The 22,040-nt window shown below is 70.7% G+C and carries 17 protein-coding genes; 10 read left to right on the top strand and 7 right to left on the bottom strand.

The window, feature by feature from the left end; all coding sequences use genetic code 11:
* Positions 1-169: 169 nt before the first annotated feature.
* Positions 170-334 carry a hypothetical protein gene (locus BJY14_RS21380; protein ID WP_179845257.1) on the bottom strand — a complete coding sequence of 55 codons (165 nt, stop codon included), beginning with the start codon at positions 332-334 and terminating at the stop codon, positions 170-172.
* Positions 335-552: 218 nt separating this feature from the next.
* Here BJY14_RS21380 and BJY14_RS21375 point away from each other — a divergent pair, with 218 nt between their 5' ends.
* The 3 genes from BJY14_RS21375 (at position 553) to BJY14_RS21365 (ending at position 2,257) form a co-directional block, all read left to right on the top strand.
* Positions 553-864, top strand: a complete 312-nt coding sequence (locus tag BJY14_RS21375) for a hypothetical protein (RefSeq protein WP_179845256.1) — start codon at positions 553-555, stop codon at positions 862-864.
* 56 nt (positions 865-920) lie between these two features.
* Complete coding sequence (locus tag BJY14_RS21370; RefSeq protein WP_179845255.1) at positions 921-1,688, top strand: deoxyribonuclease IV; 768 nt, start codon at positions 921-923, stop codon at positions 1,686-1,688.
* A gap of 182 nt (positions 1,689-1,870) precedes the next feature.
* On the top strand, positions 1,871-2,257 hold the full coding sequence (locus BJY14_RS21365; protein WP_179845254.1) for a DUF4190 domain-containing protein: 387 nt from the start codon (positions 1,871-1,873) through the stop codon (positions 2,255-2,257).
* Positions 2,258-2,269: 12 nt separating this feature from the next.
* Here the strand turns inward: BJY14_RS21365 and BJY14_RS21360 are convergent, their stop codons facing one another.
* Positions 2,270-2,737: a barstar family protein gene (locus BJY14_RS21360; protein ID WP_179845253.1), complete on the bottom strand. Its 468-nt coding sequence runs from the start codon at positions 2,735-2,737 to the stop codon at positions 2,270-2,272.
* A gap of 297 nt (positions 2,738-3,034) precedes the next feature.
* Here BJY14_RS21360 and BJY14_RS21355 point away from each other — a divergent pair, with 297 nt between their 5' ends.
* Together BJY14_RS21355 and BJY14_RS21350 are read left to right on the top strand one after the other, a co-directional pair.
* Complete coding sequence (locus tag BJY14_RS21355; RefSeq protein ID WP_179845252.1) at positions 3,035-3,532, top strand: hypothetical protein; 498 nt, start codon at positions 3,035-3,037, stop codon at positions 3,530-3,532.
* 127 nt (positions 3,533-3,659) lie between these two features.
* Positions 3,660-4,592: a MerR family transcriptional regulator gene (locus BJY14_RS21350; protein WP_179845251.1), complete on the top strand. Its 933-nt coding sequence runs from the start codon at positions 3,660-3,662 to the stop codon at positions 4,590-4,592.
* 18 nt (positions 4,593-4,610) lie between these two features.
* On the opposite strand, the gene BJY14_RS21345 is transcribed toward BJY14_RS21350, so the two are convergent.
* The 3 genes from BJY14_RS21345 to BJY14_RS21335 form a co-directional block, all read right to left on the bottom strand.
* The gene (locus tag BJY14_RS21345) at positions 4,611-6,047 is read right to left on the bottom strand and encodes a glycosyltransferase family 87 protein (RefSeq protein ID WP_246396015.1); all 1,437 of its coding nucleotides are present in this window, start codon (positions 6,045-6,047) and stop codon (positions 4,611-4,613) included.
* A gap of 94 nt (positions 6,048-6,141) precedes the next feature.
* On the bottom strand, positions 6,142-8,586 hold the full coding sequence (locus BJY14_RS21340) for a transglycosylase domain-containing protein (RefSeq protein WP_246396013.1): 2,445 nt from the start codon (positions 8,584-8,586) through the stop codon (positions 6,142-6,144).
* A 475-nt stretch (positions 8,587-9,061) separates the two neighbouring features.
* On the bottom strand, positions 9,062-11,611 hold the full coding sequence (locus BJY14_RS21335) for a transglycosylase domain-containing protein (protein WP_179845250.1): 2,550 nt from the start codon (positions 11,609-11,611) through the stop codon (positions 9,062-9,064).
* Positions 11,612-12,742: 1,131 nt separating this feature from the next.
* On the opposite strand from BJY14_RS21335, the gene BJY14_RS21330 reads away from it, so the two are divergent.
* From BJY14_RS21330 to BJY14_RS21315, 4 genes are all read left to right on the top strand, one after another.
* Entirely contained in the window at positions 12,743-13,366 is a 624-nt protein-coding gene (locus tag BJY14_RS21330) for a PadR family transcriptional regulator (RefSeq protein ID WP_179831420.1), read from the top strand.
* Positions 13,367-13,437: 71 nt separating this feature from the next.
* Entirely contained in the window at positions 13,438-14,517 is a 1,080-nt protein-coding gene (locus BJY14_RS21325; protein ID WP_179845249.1) for an inositol-3-phosphate synthase, read from the top strand.
* Between the two features lie 171 nt (positions 14,518-14,688).
* A complete protein-coding gene (locus BJY14_RS21320) occupies positions 14,689-16,461 on the top strand; it encodes an ABC transporter substrate-binding protein (RefSeq protein ID WP_312879342.1) in 1,773 nt (590 codons plus the stop codon).
* Positions 16,462-17,100: 639 nt separating this feature from the next.
* Complete coding sequence (locus BJY14_RS21315; protein ID WP_312879341.1) at positions 17,101-18,336, top strand: MFS transporter; 1,236 nt, start codon at positions 17,101-17,103, stop codon at positions 18,334-18,336.
* Here the strand turns inward: BJY14_RS21315 and BJY14_RS21310 are convergent.
* A complete protein-coding gene (locus BJY14_RS21310) occupies positions 18,333-19,646 on the bottom strand; it encodes an adenosylmethionine--8-amino-7-oxononanoate transaminase (RefSeq protein ID WP_179845247.1) in 1,314 nt (437 codons plus the stop codon). The genes BJY14_RS21315 and BJY14_RS21310 overlap by 4 nt on opposite strands.
* Positions 19,643-21,115 carry a CCA tRNA nucleotidyltransferase gene (locus tag BJY14_RS21305; RefSeq protein WP_179845246.1) on the bottom strand — a complete coding sequence of 491 codons (1,473 nt, stop codon included), beginning with the start codon at positions 21,113-21,115 and terminating at the stop codon, positions 19,643-19,645. Before BJY14_RS21305 ends, BJY14_RS21310 begins: the two co-directional genes overlap by 4 nt.
* A gap of 381 nt (positions 21,116-21,496) precedes the next feature.
* Here BJY14_RS21305 and BJY14_RS21300 point away from each other — a divergent pair, with 381 nt between their 5' ends.
* Complete coding sequence (locus BJY14_RS21300; RefSeq protein ID WP_179845245.1) at positions 21,497-22,036, top strand: aminoacyl-tRNA deacylase; 540 nt, start codon at positions 21,497-21,499, stop codon at positions 22,034-22,036.
* The last annotated feature ends 4 nt before the right edge of the window (positions 22,037-22,040 follow it).

Here is a 22,040-nt window from a genome sequence, read left to right as displayed (position 1 = left end):
CGGTGGAGCGAGGCCGGAGGCGAGCGGAACCGGGCAGATCGCGAAGCGATGCCGCGTTCGCCCAGTACCGGTCACGTAGCGAGCCGCCAGGCGAGCGAAGTGGGCCGGGACTGTGAAAGCACAGCGAGCCGCCAGGCGAGCGAAGTGGGCCGGGACTTCGAGGCACTGCCTAGCGCCTTGCGTGGGGTTGGGTGGGGCGGGGACAACGGCGGCGGTCCAGTTCGGCCATGATGTCCGCCATGCGGGCGCGCATGCGGGCGGCCTGCGTGGTCAGCATCGACAGCTCCTCGACGAGCTCCGCGTCACCGATGAGCCCCAGCTCAGCTTTCGTCACGGTGTGCACCTCCTGCTCTTCCCCCGCTTCCCCTCGGGGGCGGACCCGACCCGGTGTTCTCGAATCCGTGTTCGACCGTACCGGGTGCCGCCGACATTCCGCGCCGCCCACCGGTTGATCTTCGTCTTCGCTGGGAATTGCTTTACCCGCATGGTCCGTGCGGTCCCGCGCCCGCCCTGTGGCCCAGGCGCGGGAGTCCGAGCTGGAGGAGGGTCCCGATGTCCCAGCAGGCGACCGGCGCCGGCGCACGTGAGAGCGCCGTCCGCGCCCAGAGCGAAGCCGAGCCCCATCGGCGCAAGGACGTCCTGGCGGTGACCGCGGTGACGATCGGGATCGCGGCGCTGATCCTCGGCTGGATCCCCGCGACCCACTTCCCCGGGGCGCTGCTCGGCGTGATCGGCCTGCCGGTCGCCCTGTACTCCCAGATGGTCTCCGCGACGACGAACGAGCGGTGGCTGAACGTGGTCGGAATGATCGCCTCGTTCGTCGGCGCCGGCTTCGCGCTGAGCCACGGAGGCTTCTCGATCTGACGGTGAGGCCGGCGTGACCTCGCAGCCTGTCACAGGGCGCGGCTAGTCTCGTGGGCATGCGCATCGGAGCCCACGTCGACCAGAACAACCCGCTCGACAACGCCCGCGCGGTCGGCGCCGACGTCGTCCAGTTCTTCCTCGGCGATCCGCAGGGGTGGAAGAAGCCGGTCCTGCCCGAGGGCGTGGAGGCGCTGGAGGGCTCCGGCGTGGACGTGTACGTGCACGCCCCGTACACGATCAACGTGGCGACGTCCAACAACCGGATCCGGATCCCGAGCCGCAAGAACCTCACCCAGCAGCTGGAGGCGGCCGCGTCGATCGGCGCGAAGGCGCTGATCGTGCACGGTGGGCACGTGCTGAAGGACGACGACCCGGAGACCGGCTTCGAGAACTGGCGCAAGGTGTTCGAGCGGGTCGAATGCCCGATCCCGGTGTACATCGAGAACACCGCGGGCGGCGGCAACGCGATGGCGCGCAGGTTCGACCGGATCTCGCGGCTGTGGGAGGTGCTCTCCGGGGTGCCGGGCCTGGAGTCCAAGCTCGGTTTCTGCCTCGACACCTGCCACGCGCACGCGGCGGGGGAGGAGCTCGTCGACGCCGTCGACCGGATCAAGGCCATAACCGGCCGCATCGACCTGGTGCACTGCAACGACAGCCGGGACTCGTTCGGCTCGGGGGCCGACCGGCACGCCAACCTGGGCAACGGGAGCATCGACCCGGAGCTCATCCTCGGCGTGGTCCGGGCGGCGGGCGCACCGGTCGTGGTGGAGACGCCCGCGGACGGCCAGGCCGACGACATCTCGTGGTTGCGTTCGAAGCTCTGAGGAAGCAGAGTCGGGATCGTCGCCGGTGTCCGGGAACCGCGGTGGCGAATGCGGCATCTAAATGCGCGTAGACCCAGCCTGACGACAAAACTCGAAGGTCACGTCACACTGGCATAATCCGGAACCAGCCCTCAGCGCACGCGTGCTCTCCGGCGGCGGGCGCGCAGACCGACGGGAAGCACATGGCACAGCCCCCCTACGACCCCTACGGCTACGGAGCCCAGGACCCCTACGCCCAGTCCTACTCGCAGCCCCCGGCCGTGCAACAGCACCACTACTACGGGCAGCCGATGCCGGCCATGCGGCCGACCAACGGGATGGCGACCGCATCGCTGGTGTGCGGTCTGATCGGCTTCTTCGCCTGCGGCGTGACGTCCATCCTCGCGGTGATCTTCGGACATGTCTCGCTCGGCCAGATCAAGCGGACGGGCGAGGGCGGGCACGGCATGGCCGTCACCGGCCTGATCCTCGGCTACCTGATCTCCGCGGGCTGGCTCCTCATCCTGCTCTTCTACATCCTCGGCATCGCGATGTTCGCGGCGAGCAGCGGTTCCACCAGCACCTACTGATCCCGGCCCGCCTCAGGCGAGCCGGGGGACGCCCGCCACTTCCACGCCGACGCTCGACATCAGCACCGTCATGGGGGTGGGGGTGTCCCGCCAGGTCCTCACCGCGCGCCCGAACACGTCGAGGACGGCGCGCAGCGACGCCGGGTCGGCGTCGGCCAGTTCCGCCCACGACTCGTAGAGCACCAGGTAGCCGTGCTTCGCGGGCGTCCATGACAGGTCCTTCAGGCACTCGCCGAGATCGTCCCAGTCGGCGCCCGCGCCTTCGGGCAGCTCGAACACGCCGCCGCACAGCCGCAGGAACGACTCCCGGTCCCTGGCGCGGCGGCCGTCGAGGTAGAAGCCGCGCCAGCCGGCCTCGTCGGCGCGCTCCATCCAGCTGGTGTCGCCGACGGCTCCCCGCACGGGGGCCGCCCGCCACTGGTAGACGCCCGGCCTCAGCCGCCCGGCGAGCAGCTCGGTCAGTGCTCGGTCCGCGTTCACGTCATCTCCCGGCAGTCGCCGCTCCCCCGCGGGTCCGCGGGGTCCGGGGCCTCGGGGCCCGCACGCCGCGTTCCGTTCCCCCGCACTCGCCACAAAACCCCCTATATCGGTAGATTCCGGCCACCTCGCGCCCACCTCCGCCCGAGGTTCCCTTCCCTGGCGGCGAGCGAGGCCGTCGCGCCCCCACGTCCCTTGACATGCGTCTCGCTGATTCCTATTCTCTCGATTAGAGAGATGCTCATTGTGCGAGCAACTCTTGGAGCGAGGTAGTTGCCCGATTCCGAGAGGAACACAGAGATGGACACCACGCCCACCACCAGCACGCCCACCGCCGGCACGCCCACCACCGACGGCACGCCGACCCGCGTCCAGGCCCACTACGAGAACGTCAAGAAGCTCGGCCACTGGACGACCGGCCGCCGCTTCGAGGTCCGCGCCCGACGCGGCATGGCCGTGCTGGACCTGCGCTCGCCGCGGATCCCGGACGGCGACATCGAGATCGAGGTCGACCTCGACCACTCGATGGTGAAGCTGCTCGTCCCGCAGGACGCCCGGATCGACCACTGGGACCTGCGCTACACGGGCCGCGGCCGCGTCAAGGACTGGACCGGCGAGAACGGCGACGGCCGCGCGATCCGCGTCACCGGCGAGGTCCGGCACGGGGAGATCCGCGTCCACCGCGGCGGCGTCGCCACCCTGTCGGCGATGCTCTCCCGCGAGTTCGTCCAGGACGTCCGTCGCGCCCGCCGCGAGGGCGCCACCCCCACCGTCGCCGACCCGGCCTACGAGGGCTGAACCGGTTCCGAGGACCTCCAAGGGCCCGTCCTGGCGAACCCGCCCGGACGGGCCCTTCCATGCCCGATGTGAGAGCGTGCGATTCCGGGTTGAGTCTCCAGCGGGTGGAGGCCGCAGGGTGAGGGGCATGGACGGCGACACCACGTACACGATCGGCGAGCTGGCGCGCCGCACCGGGCTGCCGGTGCGAACGATCCGGTTCTACTCCGACGCAGGTGTCGTCCCGCCCACCCGCCGTACCGAGGCCGGTTACCGGCTGTACGACGCGGACGCCGCCGCGCGCCTCGACCTGGTGCGGACGCTGCGGGACCTCGGCGTCGACCTCGCCACCGTCCGGCGCCTGCTGGACCGGGAGGTCGACGCCGGGCAGGTCGCGGCGGCGCACGCGGACGCTCTGGACGTGCAGATACGCACGCTCAGGCTGCGCCGGGCCGTACTGCGGGCGGTCGCCAAACGCGGATCCACCCCAGAGGAGATCGAACTCATGCACAGGCTCGCCCGGCTGTCCGACGAAGAGCGGCGCCGGATCATCACCGACTTCATCGACGAGTCCTTCGCCGGACTCGACCTGCACCCCGGCTTCGCGGAGAAGATGCGCGCCGCGCTGCCCGACCTGCCCGACGACCCCGAACCCGAGCAGGTCGACGCCTGGGTCGAGCTGGCCGAACTGGTCGGCGACCCCGGCTTCCGGGCCTCGGTACGCCGCATGGCCGAGTTCCAGGCGGCCGAGGTCGCGCAGGGAACCGTCCCCGACGACTTCGCCGCCCTCGCCGAGCTGACCCGGGAGAAGGCGGAGCAGGCCGTCGCGGACGGGATCGAGCCCGCATCGGACGCGGCCCGTCCCGTCGTCGACGAACTGGTCCGCGCCTACGCCGACGCGTGGGACGCCACCGACGACGCCGCTTTCCGGCGCGACCTCCTGCGCCGGCTGGAGATCGGCACCGACCCGCGCACCGAGCGGTACTGGCAGTTGCTCGCCCTCATCAACGGCTGGCCCGTCCCGCCGACGCTGACGCCGCTCTTCCAGTGGTTCATCGACGCACTGCGCGCCCGCGCCTGATCCGGGAAGGCGGCTTGCTCAGGTAGGCAGGGGCACGCCGGCGTGGTGGTCGCCGCGCCGGCGTGCCAGCGCCACCACGTCGGGTGCGCCGTCGAGGACGCCGCCCGCCGGGTCGTCGTCCCCGTCCGACCGGACGATGTCGCCGGACGGAACCAGGACGTCCCGCACCACCAGCGCCGCCAGGACGAGAACGGTCACGAACCGGGCGAGCAGCGCCAGGGTGTAGACGTCCTTGCTGATCCCGCCGTCCGGGGCGTCCAGGCTCAGCACCGCCGACAGCGTCCCGGACAGGTCGGCGCCCTGCGTCTGGGCGGACACCGACAGCAGGAACCACCAGATGCCGAGGAAGTAGGCGATCTCGCCGAGCTGCCAGGCCACGAACGCCGGCAGCTTCGGCCGCGCCAGCACCGCCAGCGGCAGCAGCCACAGGACGTACTGCGGCGACCAGACCTTGTTCGGCAGCATGAACGCCACCAGCACGAGGAACATCAGCTGCGGCAGGCGCGGGCGGCGCGGGGCCGCCAGAGCGAGGACGGCGATCCCGGCGGCGAGGACGAGGAACGTTCCCGTGCCGATCAGGTTGAGAAGCTCGGTGTCGGACGCGGGCTTGTCCAGCCCGTGGTCCTGCAGCACGAAGAAGATCGAGCCCCAGTCGATGCCGCGCTTCTGGCTGAAGGTGTAGAACTCCTTCCACCCGTCCCACGCGAAGAGCATCACGGGCAGGTTCACCACCAGCCACCCGGCGGCGGTCCCGGCGAGCATCCGGCCCATCGGCCGCCACTGCCCCGCCCGGACGCACAGCAGGACGAGCGGTCCGAGGAACAGCAGCGGATAGAACTTCGCCGCGATCGCGAGGCCGAGGAGGGCGCCCGCCAGGGCCGGGCGGCGCGCCGACCAGGCCGCCAGCGCCAGCGCCGACAGCGCCACCGCCAGCAGGTCCCAGTTGATGTAGGCGGTGAGGAGCAGCGCGGGGGACAGCGCCACCATCAGGCCGGTGCGCAGCGAGCGGCGCCCGGCGACGTAGGCGGTGGCGAGGACGGCGACGACCGCGAGGACGGCGAGGAGCAGGACGGTGACGTTGTAGAACGCGAGGCCGCGCCCGTCCACCCCGAACGGCTTCACCAGCCACGCGACCAGTTGCATGAAGCCGCCGCTCAGCACCGGGTACTCGACGTAGCGGATGTCGGAACCGGTGAACGTGTCGAAGTACGGGAGCTTGCCGTCGCTGAGCCCGCGCACGTAGTAGAGGGGGTAGACGTCGGTGTAGCAGGCGTTCGCCGTCGTCTTGAGGAAGTCGAACCGCACCGACGCGCAGGGCTGCTTCTGCAGCCAGCCGAGAAGGCACGTCAGGGCGGTGAGCCCGGCCAGCACCGGCGCGAGCCGCTTCAGCCGTCCGGGGGCGTCCGCCCGGTCGCTGTCGGCGGACATCGTGAGCCTCTCCGTGGACGACGACATGGACAGCAGCCTATTCGCCCCGGGGGGCGGGCGATCAAGAACGGGAACGGCCCGGAGCCGTGGGGCTCCGGGCCGTTCCGTCGCGGACGTGCCGCTAGTTGTTCGCGGTCGGGTCGCCGTCCTTCCGGCAGGCCGGGTCGTTCTTGTGCTCGGGTTTCGCACACCACCAGGTCTTGTCGCCGGTGGGTGGAATGTCAGGGTTGCAGCCGAGCGGCATGTTGTACTGGTTGCACGGCACGTCGCCCGACGGCGGCGTGATGGTCGGCGTCTCCGTCGGCTTCGGCGTCTCCGACTTGCAGCCGTTCTGCGGCCTCTGCCCCGGCTGCCCCTGACCCGGCTGCCCCTGGCCCGGCTGGCAGGTCGGCGTGTTGGTCGGCGTCGGCGTCGAGGTCGGAGTGGGAGTCGGCTTGGCCTTCGCCCACGGAGCGACCTGACCGCCGTTGACCGGCGGCGGGAACTGCGTGATGTCCTTGCCTTCCAGTGCCTTCAGCATGAAGGTCTTGAACAGGTCGGCCGGGACCGTACCACCGTAGACCTGGCTGTAGCTGCCCACGCCGATCAGCGACTTGCGGTTGCCGTTCTTGTCCTGCCGCCACATCGCCGCCGACGTCACCAGCTCCGGCGTGTAGCCGACGAACCAGGCCGACTTGTTCTCGTCGGTGGTACCGGTCTTGCCGGCGACCGGACGGGCTCCGAGGCTCGCGCGCTTACCGGTACCGCTGGTGACGACCGCCTGCATCGCGTTCGTGGCGTCCGCCGCGACGCCCTCGTCGAAGGCCGTCGTGGGCTTCTGCCAGGGCAGCTTCTCCAGCAGCTTGTGGTCGTTGTTCATGATCGCCCGGCCCCGGTTGTCGGTGACCTTGGCGATCACGTGGGCGTCCCGGTGCTTGCCGCCGGCCGCGAACGTCGAGTACACCGACGCCATCGTCACCGGGCTCGCGTCGATGACGCCCAGCGGGAGCGAGGTGATGGTGTTCGAGAGGTTCGGGGTGTCCTTCGGGATGCCCATCTTCTTGGCCATGTCGACGACGTTGGCCAGCTGGACCTTCTGCCCCAGGTCGACGTACGCCGTGTTGATCGACATCGCCGTCATCTGCTTGAGGTTGTAGACGCCGTTCTCCGAGCGGCTGTCGTTGGTGAAGGACGCGCCGTTGATCGTGCGCTTGTAGGTGCCGTCCATCGTCGTCCGCAGGCTGATGCCCTGGTCGAGCGCCGTGGCGAGCACGATCGGCTTGAACGACGAACCGGGCTGCACCTTGCCCTGGAAGGAGTTGTCGAACTGCTGCTTGCGGTAGTCGGGACCGCCGTACGCGGCCACGACGCCGCCCGTCTTCGGGTCGATCGCCGCGAGACCGAACTGGATGTCGTTCTTCAGCCCGTTCTGCTTGCGGATCTGCGAGACGGCCTTGTTGGTGTAGTCCTGCAGGTCCTTGCGGAACGTGGTGGTGATCTTCAGTCCGCCGGTCTCCAGCATCTGCTCGTCGATGCCGAGCGTGTTCTTCAGCTCGTTGATGACGCGGTCCTGGAGGTAGCCGGAGTTCGGGTCGTCCGGGACGTCGCTCCAGTTCTTCTGCGTCTGGGGGAACTTCGCCTGGGCGCGCTTGCCCGAGTCGAGCCACTTCTCCTCGACCATGCCGTCGAGGACGTAGTTCCAGCGGCTGATCAGCGCCTGCTTGGCCGGGTTGGACGCCGGGCCGTAGGTGGCGAAGTACCCCGGCCGCTGGATCAGGGCCGCGAGCATCGCGGCCTGCGACTCGTTGATCTCGGTGACGGGCTTGTGGAAGTAGGCGCGGGACGCCGCCTGGATGCCGTAGGCGTGCCGCCCGAACGGGACGGTGTTCAGGTACAGCTCCAGGACCCGCGACTTGTCCATCTCCTTGCCCATCCGGATGGAGATGAGGATTTCCTTGAGCTTGCGGCTGGCCGTGCGGTCCCGGCTGAGGTTCGCGAAGTAGTTGCGGGCCAGCTGCTGGGTGATCGTCGAGGCGCCGGCGGCGCCGCCGCCCGTCCCCGCCCGGTACAGCGCGCCCACGATGCCGGTCGGCGAGATGCCGGGCTCGTGCCAGAAGTTGCGGTCCTCCGCGGCGAGGACGGCGTTCTGGACGTGCTTGGGCACCTTGCTCAGCGCGACGTCCTCGCGGTGCGTGCCGATGCGGGCCAGTGTCGATCCGTCCGCGTAGGTGATCACCGATTCCTGGCGGAGCGCGTCCTGCTGCTTCTCCGTCGGGATCGGGGTGTTGGCGTAGGCGACGATGACGAGCGTCGCCAGGCCGAGGATCGCCACGCTGACGACCGCGACGGTGATCTTCCAGTTCGGGACGTAGCGCCGCCAGCCCGTCTTCTTGTTCGTCTCGTCCGCGGGCTTGCGCTCGCGGCGGCGGCCACCGCCGCGGCCGCGGCCGCGGCCGCCGCTGCGCCCCTCGTCACCCCAGAAGCCGTCGTCGCCGCCGCCTCCGGAGCCGCCACCACGGCCGCCCGGTCCGCCAGGTCCACCGGGGCCACCCGGTCCGCTCGGAGGGCCTCCGGGGCCGCCTCGCATGGGACGGCCGGCGCCGCCCGAACGCATGGGCGCGGGCGCGCCACGGCGCCGCGTGCCGCCGGACGAGCCGGACCGCGACGGCCCGCCCGTCCGTCCGCCCGGCCTGCCTCCGGGGCGCGGGGCCCTGCCCGGCGTCGGCGAACCGCCCGGCGAGCCGCCCGGCGCGCCGCGCTGCCCGCCCGAGGGCATGCCGGAAGAGCCGGGACGGGGGGAGCCCCTCCGGCCAGAGCCCTCTCCGAAATCCGGTCCAAATCGGCTTGGGTTACTCACGCGGCCTCATCAACTGGGGTACGGCTTTGCGTCGTCCGAGCGTACTGTGCCCCCGGCGCGCAGGGGGCCGCTGAGGCAAGGCTCACCTTCATCGGAACGGACGGGCGCATGCGGTCAAAGGCGCCGGCGTGCGGCAATTCGCAAGGATGCTCCATGTCACACCCCCATCTCCAGTGAACGGTTCGGTTCGCGAAAGCCGGCCGGTTCATTCGGGCGGCCTCGCAAACGGCAGCAGCGGTCGCAGGCTCTCGGTCTCGATCTGGGCGCCGCGGCCGCCCCTGCGCTTCCGGCAGGCGGGGTCGCCCTGGTGCATCTGGCACCACCAGCGCGGCGGCGGGTTGCTCGGCGGCTTGTTCGGGTCGCAGTTGCCGTTCTGGAACGGGGACTGGCACGGCTGCTGGCCGTCGCCCCCGTCGCCGCCGTCCTGGCAGCGCGGGTCGAACTTGCCGACCGGGGTGTTGCACCACGGCGGCTTGCCCTCGTCGTCCTTCTTCTTTTTCTCCGGCGGCTTCGCCCACTTCTGCACGATCCCGCCCCACGCGGGCGGCGGGAACGCCTGCGGGTCCATGCCCTGCACCGCGTTCGCCATGTAGGAGCGCCAGATGCGGGCCGGGATCGTACCGCCCTCCACCTCACCGATCTGGGGCAGGATCACCGACTTCTTCTTGCCGTCCGGACCCACCGCGTCGTTGTAGATCGTCACCGCCGTCGAGACCTGTGGGACATACCCGACGAACCACGACGAGACGTTGCGGTCCGTCGTACCGGTCTTGCCCGCGGCCTGGCGTCCGTCCGGCAGCGCCGCCGCCGTCGCGGTACCGCCCCTGATGACCTGCTGCATCGCGTACGTCGCGTCCGCGGCGACCTTCGGGCTGAAGACGCGGCGCTTCTCGTAGTTCGGCCGCAGCCGCACCGTCTTGGCGTCCGACTTCTTGACCACGCGGATCACGTGCGGCTGGTGGTACATCCCGCCGTTGGCGAACACGGCGTACCCCGCCGCCTGCTCGATCGGCCGGATGTTGTTGACGCCCAGCGCGAGGTTCAGGCAGCACTTGTGCGGTTCCAGGAGGTCGGACGCGATGCCGGCGTCGGTCTCGGTCTTGATCGCCTCCTCGATCCCGACCTTGCCCATCAGCTGGAGGAACGCGGTGTTGACCGAGTCCTTCGTCGCGGTGATCAGGTTGATCGCCGGGCCCACGTCATGGCTGTTCGGGACGATCACGGCGTTCGGGTCGTCCTTGGACACCACGCTGCCGTCCGGGCCGATCGGCGTCTTCGACCGGCCCTCGACGAGGCTCTTCAGGCTGTAGTTCTGCTTCAGCGCCGTCGCGAGGACGTACGGCTTCATCGCCGACCCCGCCTGCGCCGAGCCCTGCCACACGTTGTCGAACGACTGGTCCAGGTAGTCGGGACCGCCGTAGAAGGCGACGACCTCGCCGTTCGCGGAGTTCACCGACACCAGGCCGACCCGGATCTTCTTCTTCGCGAGCTTCTTCGGGTTCACCTGCGGGACGGTCTGCTCGGCCGCCCGCTTGGCCATCGCCATCTTCTTGCGGTCGAACGTCGTGTACACCCGCAGGCCCTGGGTCGTCAGCTCCTTGGTGTCGACGCCCAGGCGGCTCAGCTCCAGCTTGGCGCGCATCAGCATGTACCCGCGCTGGCCGCCGTAGAGCTGGTCGCTGGTGCCCGCCTTCCGGATCTTGGGCGGGCCCTGCTTGATGTACTTGTCGGCCTCGGCCCGGCTGAGCTTGCCCATCGAGACCATGCCGTTGAGCGTGTACTGGTACCTGCCGGTCGCCCACGCCTGGCTGGCCTTGTCGCCCGGGTCCCGGTTCGGGTTCTGGATGATGCCGCCGAGGAGGGCCGCCTGGTCGGGCCGCAGCTTCCACACGTCCGTCCCGAAGTACTCGCGGGACGCCGCCTGGATGCCGTAGGTGTCGCGGCCGAAGTAGATCGTGTTCAGGTAGAGCTTGAGGATCTCGTCCTTGGAGTGCTCGTCCTCCAGCTTCAGCGAGATGAACAGCTCCTGGAACTTCCGGCTGACCGTCCGGTTGTTCGGGTCGGAGTAGTAGTTCTTCGCGAGCTGCTGGGTGATCGTGGAGCCGCCGCCCGACCCGCCGGTCAGGTTGTCCCACACCGCCCGCGTCGTCCCCTTGACCGAGAACCCCGGGTCGGTGCGGAAGCTGCGGTTCTCCGCCGCCAGCACCGCGTTCTGGACGTTCGGCGGGATCTTGGCCAGCTCGACGCTCTGCCGCTTCTTGCCGATCCGGCCGATCTCGGTGCCGTCGGTGTAGTAGAAGATCGACGCCTGGTCCTCGACGCCCGCGACCGTGGGCTCCTTCGGCGTCGGGGTGTTGGCGTAGGCGACCCAGATCAGCGTGACGAACGCCGCGAGTCCGAGCCCGCAGACACCGCCCACCACCTTCCAGGACGGGATGAAGCGCCGCCATCCGGTCTCGCGGGACCGCAGGTGGCCGAGGAACCCCTTCTTGCCGGGCGGAACGTGCCGTCCAGGCCCGCCGGGACCTCCCGGACCGCCGGGCCCGCCGGGGCCCCCAGGGCCGCCGGGGCCGGCGGGGCCTCCCGGGCCGCCCGTGCGGTTGGCCGCGCGCACGCCGCCGCCGCGGAACTTCGCGGTCACCTTCGCGCCGAGGCCCTGCCCGGCCTTTCCGAGCTCACCGAGCTTCTCGCGCACGCCCGGCTTCGGGGCCGCGCCGGGCATCCCCGGCGTCCCGAACCCCACGGGCGGGCCCATGCCCCCCGCACCGGGCGCACCGGGGATTCCCTGCGCGGGACCCATGCCGGGCGCGTTGGGGAAGCCGGGACGTCCCGGCGCTCCCATTCCTGGCGCCCCGGGACCACCGGGGGGACCGCCCATCCCTGGACGACCCACTCCGGGCCCGCCTTGCATGCCGTGGCCGACCGGGGGCACGTTGCCGTGCGCGTTGCCCATGCCAGGCCCACCCGGCGGCTGGAATCCACCGGGACCACCGTTGCCTCCAGGCCCACCGAATCCGCCTGGACCGGACGTCCCGCCAGGGCCGCCGTTAGGGCCGAACCCACCGTTGCCGTTGAAGCCGCCCTGGCCGGGTGCTCCGCCTGGTCCGCCCTGGCCGCTCGGTACGAGTGCGTTACCCGGTCCGCCCGGCGCGCTAGGAGCGGCGTGGCGACCGGTGGGCGGCGGGACGGGGCTCGGCGGGCCCGCAGGGGCGGGCGCGGCCGGCGCGGGACCTCCGAAGGGACCGGGGCTCGCGCCGGAGGCGCCCATGAAACCGGGGCCTTCCGCCGTGCCCGGCGGGGCGGGGTTCTGGGGCGCGCCAGGAGAGCCCGCGGGATGCGTTCCGGCGGGCTCACCGGGGTCGCCGGAGTCACCGGGACGGGGGTTCTGGTGCCCGCCCGGCCTCTGCGACCCGGGTTCCGGTCGGGGCTGGCTTGGATTACTCACGCGACCTCATCAACAGGGGACAACGGTTGTTGCCGAGGGCCGGGTGGCTCCCGGCCCTTGTTGCGGCTCGTGCGCCGTCCGAAGAGTACTGTGCGGGCTGGTGAGCGGGGGGAGCGTGTGCTCGGCGAAGGACGCCCCGGCCGGTCCGCGCCCCGAGGGGTCGGTGGCTCCTCCTCACTCGGCTTCCGTTCCGGGCTGTTCCGGGATCGGGGTCGTGCGACGCGGCCAGGTGGTTCCAGGACGCAACTTTGACACAGATCCACCACATACACCCTTAAATCGCCACATTCGCGATACGGCCCGATGGGGCGTCCGGGGCGTCCCAGCTAGATCCCCACTTGCCAGGACGAGCCGGGCTACGTATCTTGTCGATGTATCGAGTCGATACATTCACTCGATACATCGGATCGAGACATCGGCTTCTGCGGAAGAGGGACCGGGATGGCGGCCAAGAAGGGCGCGGGCGTGCTGGAGCTCGCCGTGCTCGGGCTGCTGCACGAGTCCCCGATGCACGGGTACGAGCTGCGCAAGCGGCTCAACACCCTGCTGGGCATGTTCCGCGCGTTCTCGTACGGCTCGCTCTACCCGTGCCTCAAGCAGCTCCTGGCCAACGGGCTGATCATGGAGGACCGGCCGGAGGAGCCGAACGCGCCGCTGGCGCTGCAGAGCCGCCGATCGAAGATCGTTTACAAGCTCACCGCCGACGGCAAGGAGCGCCTGCAACTGCTCCTCACCGAGGCCGGCCCGGCTTCGTGGGAGGACGAGGGGTTCGGCGTGCACTTCGCCTTCTTCTCGCACACCCGCGCCGACGTCCGGCTGCGGATCCTCGAAGGCCGGCGCAGCCGGCTGGAGGAGCGCCTGGAGAGCGTTCGCGCCGCCTTGGCGCGAACCCGCGAGCGAGTCGACTCCTACACCCTGGAACTGCAGAACCACGGGCTGGAGTCCGTCGAGCGCGAAGTCCGGTGGCTCAACGAGCTCATCGGACGCGAGCGGGCCGAGCAGGAACAGCAAGCACAGTCAGCTAAGCGAATTGACCAGGACATGCCTCGGGACGAGGGCCGCTGAGCGGTGGCCCGGCGCCTTCGGGGGCGGGTGAGACTCCACCACATGTTCCGCAACAGAGAAGGAGCTACCGGATGGGTTCGGTGCGCGTAGCCATCGTCGGTGTGGGCAACTGCGCCTCTTCACTCGTCCAGGGCGTCGAGTTCTACAAGGACGCGACCCCCGACACGCGAGTCCCCGGCCTGATGCACGTCCAGTTCGGCGAGTACCACGTGGGCGACGTCGAGTTCGTGGCGGCGTTCGACGTGGACGCCAAGAAGGTCGGGATGGACCTGTCCGAGGCCATCCACGCCAGCGAGAACAACACCATCAAGTTCGCCGACGTGCCCCCCACGGGCGTGACCGTCCAGCGCGGGCACACCTTCGACGGCCTTGGCGAGTACTACCTGGACATGGTCGAGGAGTCCGACGCCGAGCCGGTCGACGTCGTGCAGGCCCTGAAGGACGCCGAGGTCGACGTCCTGGTGTCGTACCTGCCGGTGGGCTCCGAAGAGGCCGACCGCTTCTACGCCCAGTGCGCGATCGACGCCAAGGTCGCCTTCGTGAACGCGCTGCCGGTGTTCATCGCCAGCGACCCCGAGTGGGCGCAGAAGTTCACCGACGCGGGCGTGCCGATCGTCGGCGACGACATCAAGTCGCAGGTCGGCGCGACCATCACGCACCGCGTCATGGCCCGCCTCTTCGAGGACCGCGGCGTCGAGCTGCTGCGCACGTACCAGCTCAACTTCGGCGGCAACATGGACTTCATGAACATGCTGGAGCGCAAGCGGCTCCAGTCCAAGAAGATCTCCAAGACGCAGTCGGTCACCTCGCAGATCCCGCACGAGATGGCGAAGGCGGACGTGCACATCGGCCCGTCCGACCACGTGCCGTGGCTGGACGACCGCAAGTGGGCCTACGTCCGGCTCGAGGGCCGCTCCTTCGGCGACACCCCCCTCAACCTGGAGTACAAGCTGGAGGTCTGGGACTCCCCGAACTCCGCCGGCGTCATCATCGACGCCGTCCGCGCCGCCAAGATCGCCAAGGACCGCGGCATCGGCGGCCCGATCCTGTCGGCCAGCTCCTACTTCATGAAGTCGCCCCCGGAGCAGTACAACGACGACCAGGCGCACGACGCGGTGGAGCAGTTCATCCGCGGCGACATCGAGCGCTGAGAGCCTGATCACAAAGTTCCCAAAGGACGCCCTGTCAGTGGACATCCCACTGTCAGGGCGTCCTTACTTCTGTAGAGAAACGGTGATGTACCGGCCCTTTGTCACGCTCTGGCCCTACTGTGACACCGCCGGTGACTAGCGCGCCAGGCTCTGAGTCAGTGAGGTGACACCGTGGCGGCACGCGAAATGATCAAGGTGGCGGCGGGGCTGGCGGGCCTCGTGGTGGGGCTCGCCGGATGCGCCGGAGGGGGTGACGGGGCCTCCGCGGAGGGCGCGTCCCGCCAGGGCGGCACCCTGCGGGTCGTCGGCTCGTCCGACGTCGAGCACCTCGACCCCGCGTCCGTGGCCAGCGTCGGCGCGTACGGGCTCGCCCGCACGTTCGCCCGGACCCTGTTCGGGAACCGGGCGTCCAACGACTTCCAGGAGACGGTCCCCGTCCGGCCCGACGTCGCCGAGCGGATCCCGACGCGCGAGAACGGCGACATCGGCAAGGACCGCCGCACCTACACGGTCCGGCTGCGCGACGGCGTCCGGTGGAACACCAACCCGCCGCGCCCGGTCACCGCCCAGGACTTCGTCCGCGGCTTCGAACGGCTGTGCAACCCGGCCTCGCCCTCCGCCGCCAAGGGCTACTTCCTCTCCACCCTCAAGGGCATGGACGCGTTCTGCCGCGGCTACGGCTCCGTGAACGCCAAGGACGCCCGGGCGATCGCCGCCTACCAGCGCGACCACGGCTTCGAGGGCGTCCGCGCCAAGGACGCTCGGACGCTGGTGTTCAAGCTGAAGCGCCCCGCCAGCGACTTCCTCAACCTGCTGGCGCTGCCGGTCACCGCGGCCGCGCCGCAGGAGTACGACCGGTACGTCCCGGACAGTGCCGAGTTCCGGCAGCACACCGTCTCCGACGGCCCGTACCAGATCACCGACTACAAGCCGGGCATCTCCTACCTGCTCACCCACAACCCGGCATGGCAGGCGGGCTCGGACCCGCTCCGCGAGCGGCACGTCGCGAAGATCCAGATCACGCTGGGGCAGGACTCGCCGGAGACCGTCCAGCAGCAGATCGAGCAGGGCACCGCCGACCTCGCCTGGGACCAGCCCGTCCCGACGTCCGCGATCCCGCGGCTGCGCGACGACCCGCGCTTCGCGATCAGGGAGACCCCGAACAACAGCCCGTACCTGGTCTTCAACACCCGCAGCCCCCGCAACCGCGGCGCGCTCGGCGACCGGGCGGTCCGCCAGGCGCTGGAGTACGCCGTCGACCGCAGCGCCCTCATCAAGATCGTCGGCGGCCCGTCGGTCGCCGGCCCCCTGCACACCGTGATCCCGCCCGGCAACTCCGGCTACGCGGCCGTCAACCACTACCCCACGCCCGGCGAGTCCGGCGACCCCGCCAAATGCCGCGACCTGCTCGCCAGGACGGGCCGCACCGGCATCACCCTGAAGTTCCCGTTCCGGACGAACAGCGTCCACAAGCTGATCGCCCAGTCCATCGCCCAGAATCTCGACGCCTGCGGAGTCAAGACGGAACTGACCCCCGACCCCGGAGGCTCCTTCTACTCCAGCACCCTCTCCACCCCCGCACGCGCCCGCGAAGGCACATGGGACATCGCCGCCCCCGGCTGGGTCCCCGACTGGTACGGCAACAACGGCCGCTCGATCATCCAGCCGCTCTTCGACGGCCGCGCCTACGGCCCCAACTCCACCAACTACGGCGGCTACGACAACCCCCAGGTCAACGCCCTCATCGACGCCGCCCTCACCGCCCCCGACGCCCAGCGCGCCGCCGGCTACTGGCAGCAGGCCGACCAGAAGATCATGGAGGACGCCGCCATCGTCCCCCTCCTGAACCGCGCCCAGACCACCTACCACTCCTCCCGCCTCCACGGCACCTTCTTCCTCCCCACCACCGCCGCCTACGACCTAAGTAGAGTTTTTATTGCGTAGTTGTGGGGGGTGGGGCGCTAGAGCGACCCACCCCCACAACCACGCGGGCGATCGCTGCTGTGTTTATTGCAGTGCCCTCCTCCTTCGGGCCTAGCGGCCCTCCATCGTCGAGCACCGCGGCGATCGCTGGCATCGCTTCGACTCGCCTGGCGGCTCGCTGCGCGATCAGATTCTCGCTTCGCTCGAATCTGCCTTCGGACGCGATCGCCGGCCCTTCAGGTCGTTGGGTGGTTGCGGTACCGGCTGAGGTCTCCGCAGTAGCGGGTGACGGTCGGTGGGTGAGCTGTACCGTGCCGCCCACCTGGCGCTCCACACCCGCCTTGTTCCGGGACCGCATCATGATCCTTTGTGTGCGACCACCTCAGCCACCTCCGCAACCCCGCGACAAGCTCACTGGTGCGATCGCGTCCGAAGGCAGGTTCGAGCCTGCGAGAACCTGATCGCGCAGCGAGCCGCAAGGCGAGTCGGAGCGATGCCAGCGATCGCCCGCGTTTCTCGACGATGGAGGCCCCCGGGCCGAAGGAGGAGAGAAATGCAGTAAGCACGACATACGCTGATCTGATGCGAGCGGGTGAGTTGCGGGGGATCTTGGGGGGGCGGGATTTTCGGCGGCTTTATGGGACTCGGCTTGCTTCGCAGTTGACGGACGGCGTGTTCCAGGTGGCGCTGGCCGGGTACGTGTTCTTCTCGCCTGAGCGGCAGGCGACGGCGGCCAAGGCGGCGGCGGCGTTCGCGGTGACGTTGTTGCCGTATTCGGCGCTCGGGCCGTTCGCCGGGGTGTTCATCGACCGGTGGCGGCGGCGGCAGATCCTCGTGTGGACGCCGGTGCTGCGCGCGCTGCTCGTGCTGCTCGTCGCCGGGCTCGTGGTGGCCGGGCAGGACGGGCTCGGTTTCTTCCTCGGCGTGCTCGTCGTGCTGGGCGTGAACCGGTTCTTCCTGGCGGCGCTGTCGGCGGCGCTTCCGCATGTGGTGCGGCGCGATCAGCTGGTCACGGCGAACGCGTTCAGCGTCACGTCCGGGACGGTCATCGCGTTCGCCGGCGCGGGCGCCGGCTACGGGCTCCGGCGGGTGTTCGGGGCCGGGCAGGACGGGACGGCGCTGATCCTCACGGCCGCGGCGGCGCTGTTCCTGCTGGCGGGGCTGATCGCGACGACGCTGCCGAAGGGGCTGCTGGGTCCTCACCGGGCGGCGGAGGACGTCGCGCCTGAGGCGGGGGCGGCGCCTCGGGTCGTCGAGGTGATCCGGGGGGTTCTGGGCGGGCTCGTGGACGGGGGGCGGCATATCGCGCGGCGGCCGCAGGCGGCGCTGGCGCTCGGTGCGATCTCGTTTCACCGGTTCCTGTACGGCGTCGTCCTGATCATGACGCTGCTGCTGTGCCGGAACCACTTCGCCGGCGATCCCGACCGGGGGCTGGAGACGTTCGCGCTGATGCTGGGGGTGTCCGGCGCCGGGTACTTCGCGGCGGCGCTGATCACGCCGGCGGTGGTGCGGCGGATCAGCAAGCAGGCGTGGGTGGCGTGGCAGCTCGGCGGGGCGGCGCTGGGGCTGCTGGTCCTCGGCATGCCGTTCGCGGAGCGTCCCTGGGCGGTCGGCGCCTTCCTGCTCGGCGTGGTGTCGCAGGGCGTGAAGCTGTGCGTCGACACGACGTTGCAGGAGACGATCGACGACGCCTACCGGGGGCGGGTCTTCGCCGTCTACGACATGCTGTTCAACGCGACGTTCGCCGCTGCCGCCGCCGCTGCCGCGACGTGGCTGCCCGCGGACGGGCGCGCCGATCTCACGCTCCTCGCGGTGGTCGTGGCCTACGCGGCGGGCGCCGTCGCCTACCGGACGGCCGCCTCCCGCATGCGGCGGCCCGCGCCCGCCCTGCGTTAGAGCGACTCCGCTATGGCGTGCAGGGCGGCGGCGATGTGGTGCACCTCGTCTTCCGTGCACACGTAGGGCGGCATCGTATAGACGAGCTTGCCGAAGGGGCGCAGCCAGACGCCGTGCGCCATGGCGATCTCCTGGACGGACGGGACGTCCACCGGCTCGCGCGCCTCCACCACGCCGATCGCGCCGAGGACGCGGACGTCGGCGACCCCGGGGAACTCCGCGGCGCCGTCGAGTTCGCTGGTCAGGACGGCCTCGATGGTGTCGACCTCGTCCCGCCATTCGCGGGAGAGCAGCAGGTCGATGGACGCGGACGCGACCGCGGCGGCCAGCGGGTTCGCCATGTAGGTGGGTCCGTGCATGAGGACGCCCGCCTCGCCGGAGGTGATGCCGTGGGCGACGCGGTCGGTGCACAGCGTCGCGGCCATCGTCATGTAGCCGCCGGTCAGCGCCTTGCCGAGGCACATGATGTCGGGGACGACCTCGGCGTGGTCGCAGCCCCACAGCTCGCCCGTCCGGCCGAACCCGGTGGCGATCTCGTCCAGGATCAGCAGGAGGCCGTGCTCGTCGGCGATGTCACGGAGGGCGCGCAGGTACTCGGGGGCGTAGAAGCGCATGCCGCCGGCGCCCTGGACGATCGGTTCCGCGATGATCCCGGCGAGCTCGCCCGCGTGCTTCGCGGCCAGGCCGGCGAGTTCGTCCAGGTACGTTTCGTCGGGTTCGGCGCCGTAGCCGAGCGGGGGCGGGGACGCGAAGACGTGCTGGGCGAGGACGTCGGAGAACATGTGGTGCATCCCGTTCACCGGGTCGCAGACCGCCATGTCGCCGAACGTGTCGCCGTGGTAGCCGCCGCGGACGGCGAGGAGCCGGCGCCGTTCCGGGCGCCCCTGCGAGCGCCAGAACTGCAGCGCCATCTTGATCGCGACCTCGACCCCGACGGACCCGGAGTCGGCGAAGAACACCTTGGTCAGCGGTTCCGGGGTGATCTCGACGAGCCGCTCGGCGAGCCGGACGGCGGGCGGATGCGTGAGCCCCCCGAACATGACGTGCGCCATCTTGCCGAGCTGCCCGGTGACGGCCGCGTTCAGCTTCGGGTGGTTGTAGCCGTGCACGGCCGCCCACCAGGAGGACATGCCGTCGATCAGTTCGGTGCCGTCAGCGAGGGTCAGCCGCACCCCGTCCGCCGACACGACCGGCAGTGCGGGCGCCGTCGCGGGCATCGGCGCGTAGGGGTGCCAGATGTGCTCCCGGTCGAACTCCAGCATCCGCTCGGTCTCGCGGGGGCTCATCCGCCCCAGCTGCAGGGGGATCATTCGCCCTTCCCCTCGTCGGAGGGGGCGCCGACGCCCTCGGCGGCGGCCCAGCGGCGCAGTTCCCCGGCCGCGGCCTCCTTGCCGATCATGCCGCGGTCCAGGCGGAGTTCGAGGAGGAACTTGTAGGCGCGCCCGACGAGGGGGCCGGGGGCGATGCCGAGGATCTCCTGGATCTCGTTGCCGTCGATCTCCGGGCGGATGGAGGCGAGCTCCTCCTCCTCCGCCAGCCGCTCGATCCGCACCTCCAGGTCGTCGTAGGTGCGGCGCAGCCGGTCGGCCTTGCGCTTGTTGCGGGTGGTGCAGTCGGCTCGGGTCAGCTTGTGCAGGCGGGTGAGGAGCGGCCCGGCGTCGCGGACGTACCGGCGGACGGCCGAGTCGGTCCACTCGCCGGTGCCGTAGCCGTGGAAGCGCAGGTGCAGCTCCACGAGGCGGGACACGTCGGAGATGACGTCCTTCGGGTAGCGCAGCGCGGTCAGCCGCTTGCGGGTCATCTTCGCGCCGACGACCTCGTGGTGGTGGAAGGAGACCCGGCCGCCCGTCTCGAACCGCCTGGTCTTGGGCTTGCCGATGTCGTGCAGCAGCGCCGCGAGCCGCAGGACGAGGTCGGGGCCGTCCTCCTCCTGCGCGATCGCCTGCTCCAGGACGATCAGCGAGTGCTCGTAGACGTCCTTGTGCCGGTGGTGCTCGTCGATCTCCAGCCGCAGCTTCGGCAGTTCGGGCAGGACGTGCGCGGCGAGGCCGGTCTCGACCAGCAGCGCCAGGCCCTCGCGCGGGTACCGGCCGCAGATCAGCTTGGACAGCTCGTCCCGGACCCGTTCGGCCGACACGATCTCGATGCGGTCCGCCATGTCCTTCATCGCGCGGACGACGTCGGGCGCGACGGTGAAGCCGAGCTGGGAGGCGAACCGGGCGGCGCGCATCATCCGCAGCGGGTCGTCGCTGAAGGAGTCCTCCGGCCGGCCGGGCGTCCGCAGCACCTTGCGCTGCAGGTCGGTGAGGCCGCCGAACGGGTCGACGAAGTCGTGCCCGGGCAGCCGCGCCGCCATCGCGTTGACGGCGAAGTCGCGGCGGCGCAGGTCCTCCACCAGGGACGTCCCGTAGGACACCTCCGGCTTGCGGGACTTCGGGTCGTAGGACTCGCTGCGGTAGGTGGTGATCTCCAGCTCGACGCCGTCCTTGCGCAGGCCGACCGTGCCGAACTCGATGCCGATCGTCCAGTGCGCGTCCGCCCAGCCGCGGATGATCTCCAGGGTGCGCTGGGGCGGGGCGTCGGTGGTCAGGTCCACGTCCTTGGTGGGACGGCGCAGCAGCGCGTCCCGGACGGGCCCGCCCACCAGCGCCAGCTCGTGACCGGCCGCCGCGAACCGGGCGCCGAGGTCGTCGGCGACGGGCGCGATCCCGCGCAGCAGCTCGGCGATCGCGGTACGCCGCGAGGACTCTGGGGTCACGTTCTGGTCAGGCACGGCCATCGAGCGTATTTCCTTGGTTGACGGGCTGACAAAGGACTTTCTGGCGAGCGCCGGGGTCTGCACGGGAGTCTTTTCGGGGCCGAAGAAGGACGGGGCCCTTCACATGCCGCGATCCCCGGGTTACGTTTCGGGCACCCCGACGACGACCTGCGCGACCCGGTGAGCCTCCCGTACGACAACGGTAGCGGGATCCAAAAGGGCCACGGTCCGCCGCACGTGCGGTTGAGGCGCGTTCGAGGGTTCGCGTGCCGCGCGGCAGGGATGAGACCTGCCGTTCCGGGTATGTGGGGGTCTTCCCCCCGCGGCGTGCGACGCACGGGGCCGTAGGGAAACCAGATCCGGGGGTGAGCGGGGGCCGCCCCCCGCGGGATGGAGCCGAACATGAAGGACGCTCTCACCATCCACCGCGCGCTCCTCGGCTGGGAGACGCCACACGAGATCGTGCGGCTGCCCCTGGCGATGACCCGGGCGGACGAACTGCCCAGGGCGCTCGGCCTTCCGCCCGAGCGGTGCCTGGTGACGCGCGTCTACTCCTGCGAGGGCGCCCACCGCGGCCGCCCCTTCCTGGCCGGGGCGATCGTCCCCGCGGGGCGGCGGCCGTCCACCGAGGCGGTGCGGCTCGGCGTGGGCGCCCGCGGCGTCCGGCCCGCCCACGCGGACGTGGTCAACGCCGTCACCGAGTACGCCGCGGGCCTGGTCTGCCCGCTGCTCCTGCCGGAGTCGATGCCCCTGCTGATCGACCGCGGCCTCGTGGACGGGCTCCACGCCCACGGCGTCGTCTACACCGCGACCGGCGAGGCGTCCACGGCGCTCGGGATCAAGGCCAGCGCCCTGTACTCCCTCTGCCGTCCGAAACCCGTCGATCTGCTGGCCCCGCTCAGCGCCGCGTCCACCCCCGGACGGGACCACGTGACGACCTGAGCCG

Source organism: Actinomadura luteofluorescens (genome assembly GCF_013409365.1).
In the GTDB taxonomy this organism is placed as follows: Bacteria; Actinomycetota; Actinomycetes; order Streptosporangiales; family Streptosporangiaceae; genus Spirillospora; species Spirillospora luteofluorescens.
The sequence above is the reverse complement of the archived record's forward strand: the minus strand, read 5'-3'. Positions and strand labels throughout refer to the sequence as shown.

Coding starts and splice junctions, on each gene's coding strand:
- BJY14_RS21375 (WP_179845256.1), top strand. CDS start 553: ATGTCCCAGCAGGCGACCGGCGCCGGCGCACGTGAGAGCGCCGTCCGC.
- BJY14_RS21370 (WP_179845255.1), top strand. CDS start 921: ATGCGCATCGGAGCCCACGTCGACCAGAACAACCCGCTCGACAACGCC.
- BJY14_RS21365 (WP_179845254.1), top strand. CDS start 1,871: ATGGCACAGCCCCCCTACGACCCCTACGGCTACGGAGCCCAGGACCCC.
- BJY14_RS21355 (WP_179845252.1), top strand. CDS start 3,035: ATGGACACCACGCCCACCACCAGCACGCCCACCGCCGGCACGCCCACC.
- BJY14_RS21350 (WP_179845251.1), top strand. CDS start 3,660: ATGGACGGCGACACCACGTACACGATCGGCGAGCTGGCGCGCCGCACC.
- BJY14_RS21345 (WP_246396015.1), bottom strand. CDS start 6,047: ATGTCGTCGTCCACGGAGAGGCTCACGATGTCCGCCGACAGCGACCGG.
- BJY14_RS21340 (WP_246396013.1), bottom strand. CDS start 8,586: ATGCGAGGCGGCCCCGGAGGCCCTCCGAGCGGACCGGGTGGCCCCGGT.
- BJY14_RS21335 (WP_179845250.1), bottom strand. CDS start 11,611: ATGGGCCCGCCCGTGGGGTTCGGGACGCCGGGGATGCCCGGCGCGGCC.
- BJY14_RS21330 (WP_179831420.1), top strand. CDS start 12,743: ATGGCGGCCAAGAAGGGCGCGGGCGTGCTGGAGCTCGCCGTGCTCGGG.
- BJY14_RS21325 (WP_179845249.1), top strand. CDS start 13,438: ATGGGTTCGGTGCGCGTAGCCATCGTCGGTGTGGGCAACTGCGCCTCT.
- BJY14_RS21310 (WP_179845247.1), bottom strand. CDS start 19,646: ATGATCCCCCTGCAGCTGGGGCGGATGAGCCCCCGCGAGACCGAGCGG.
- BJY14_RS21305 (WP_179845246.1), bottom strand. CDS start 21,115: ATGGCCGTGCCTGACCAGAACGTGACCCCAGAGTCCTCGCGGCGTACC.
- BJY14_RS21300 (WP_179845245.1), top strand. CDS start 21,497: ATGAAGGACGCTCTCACCATCCACCGCGCGCTCCTCGGCTGGGAGACG.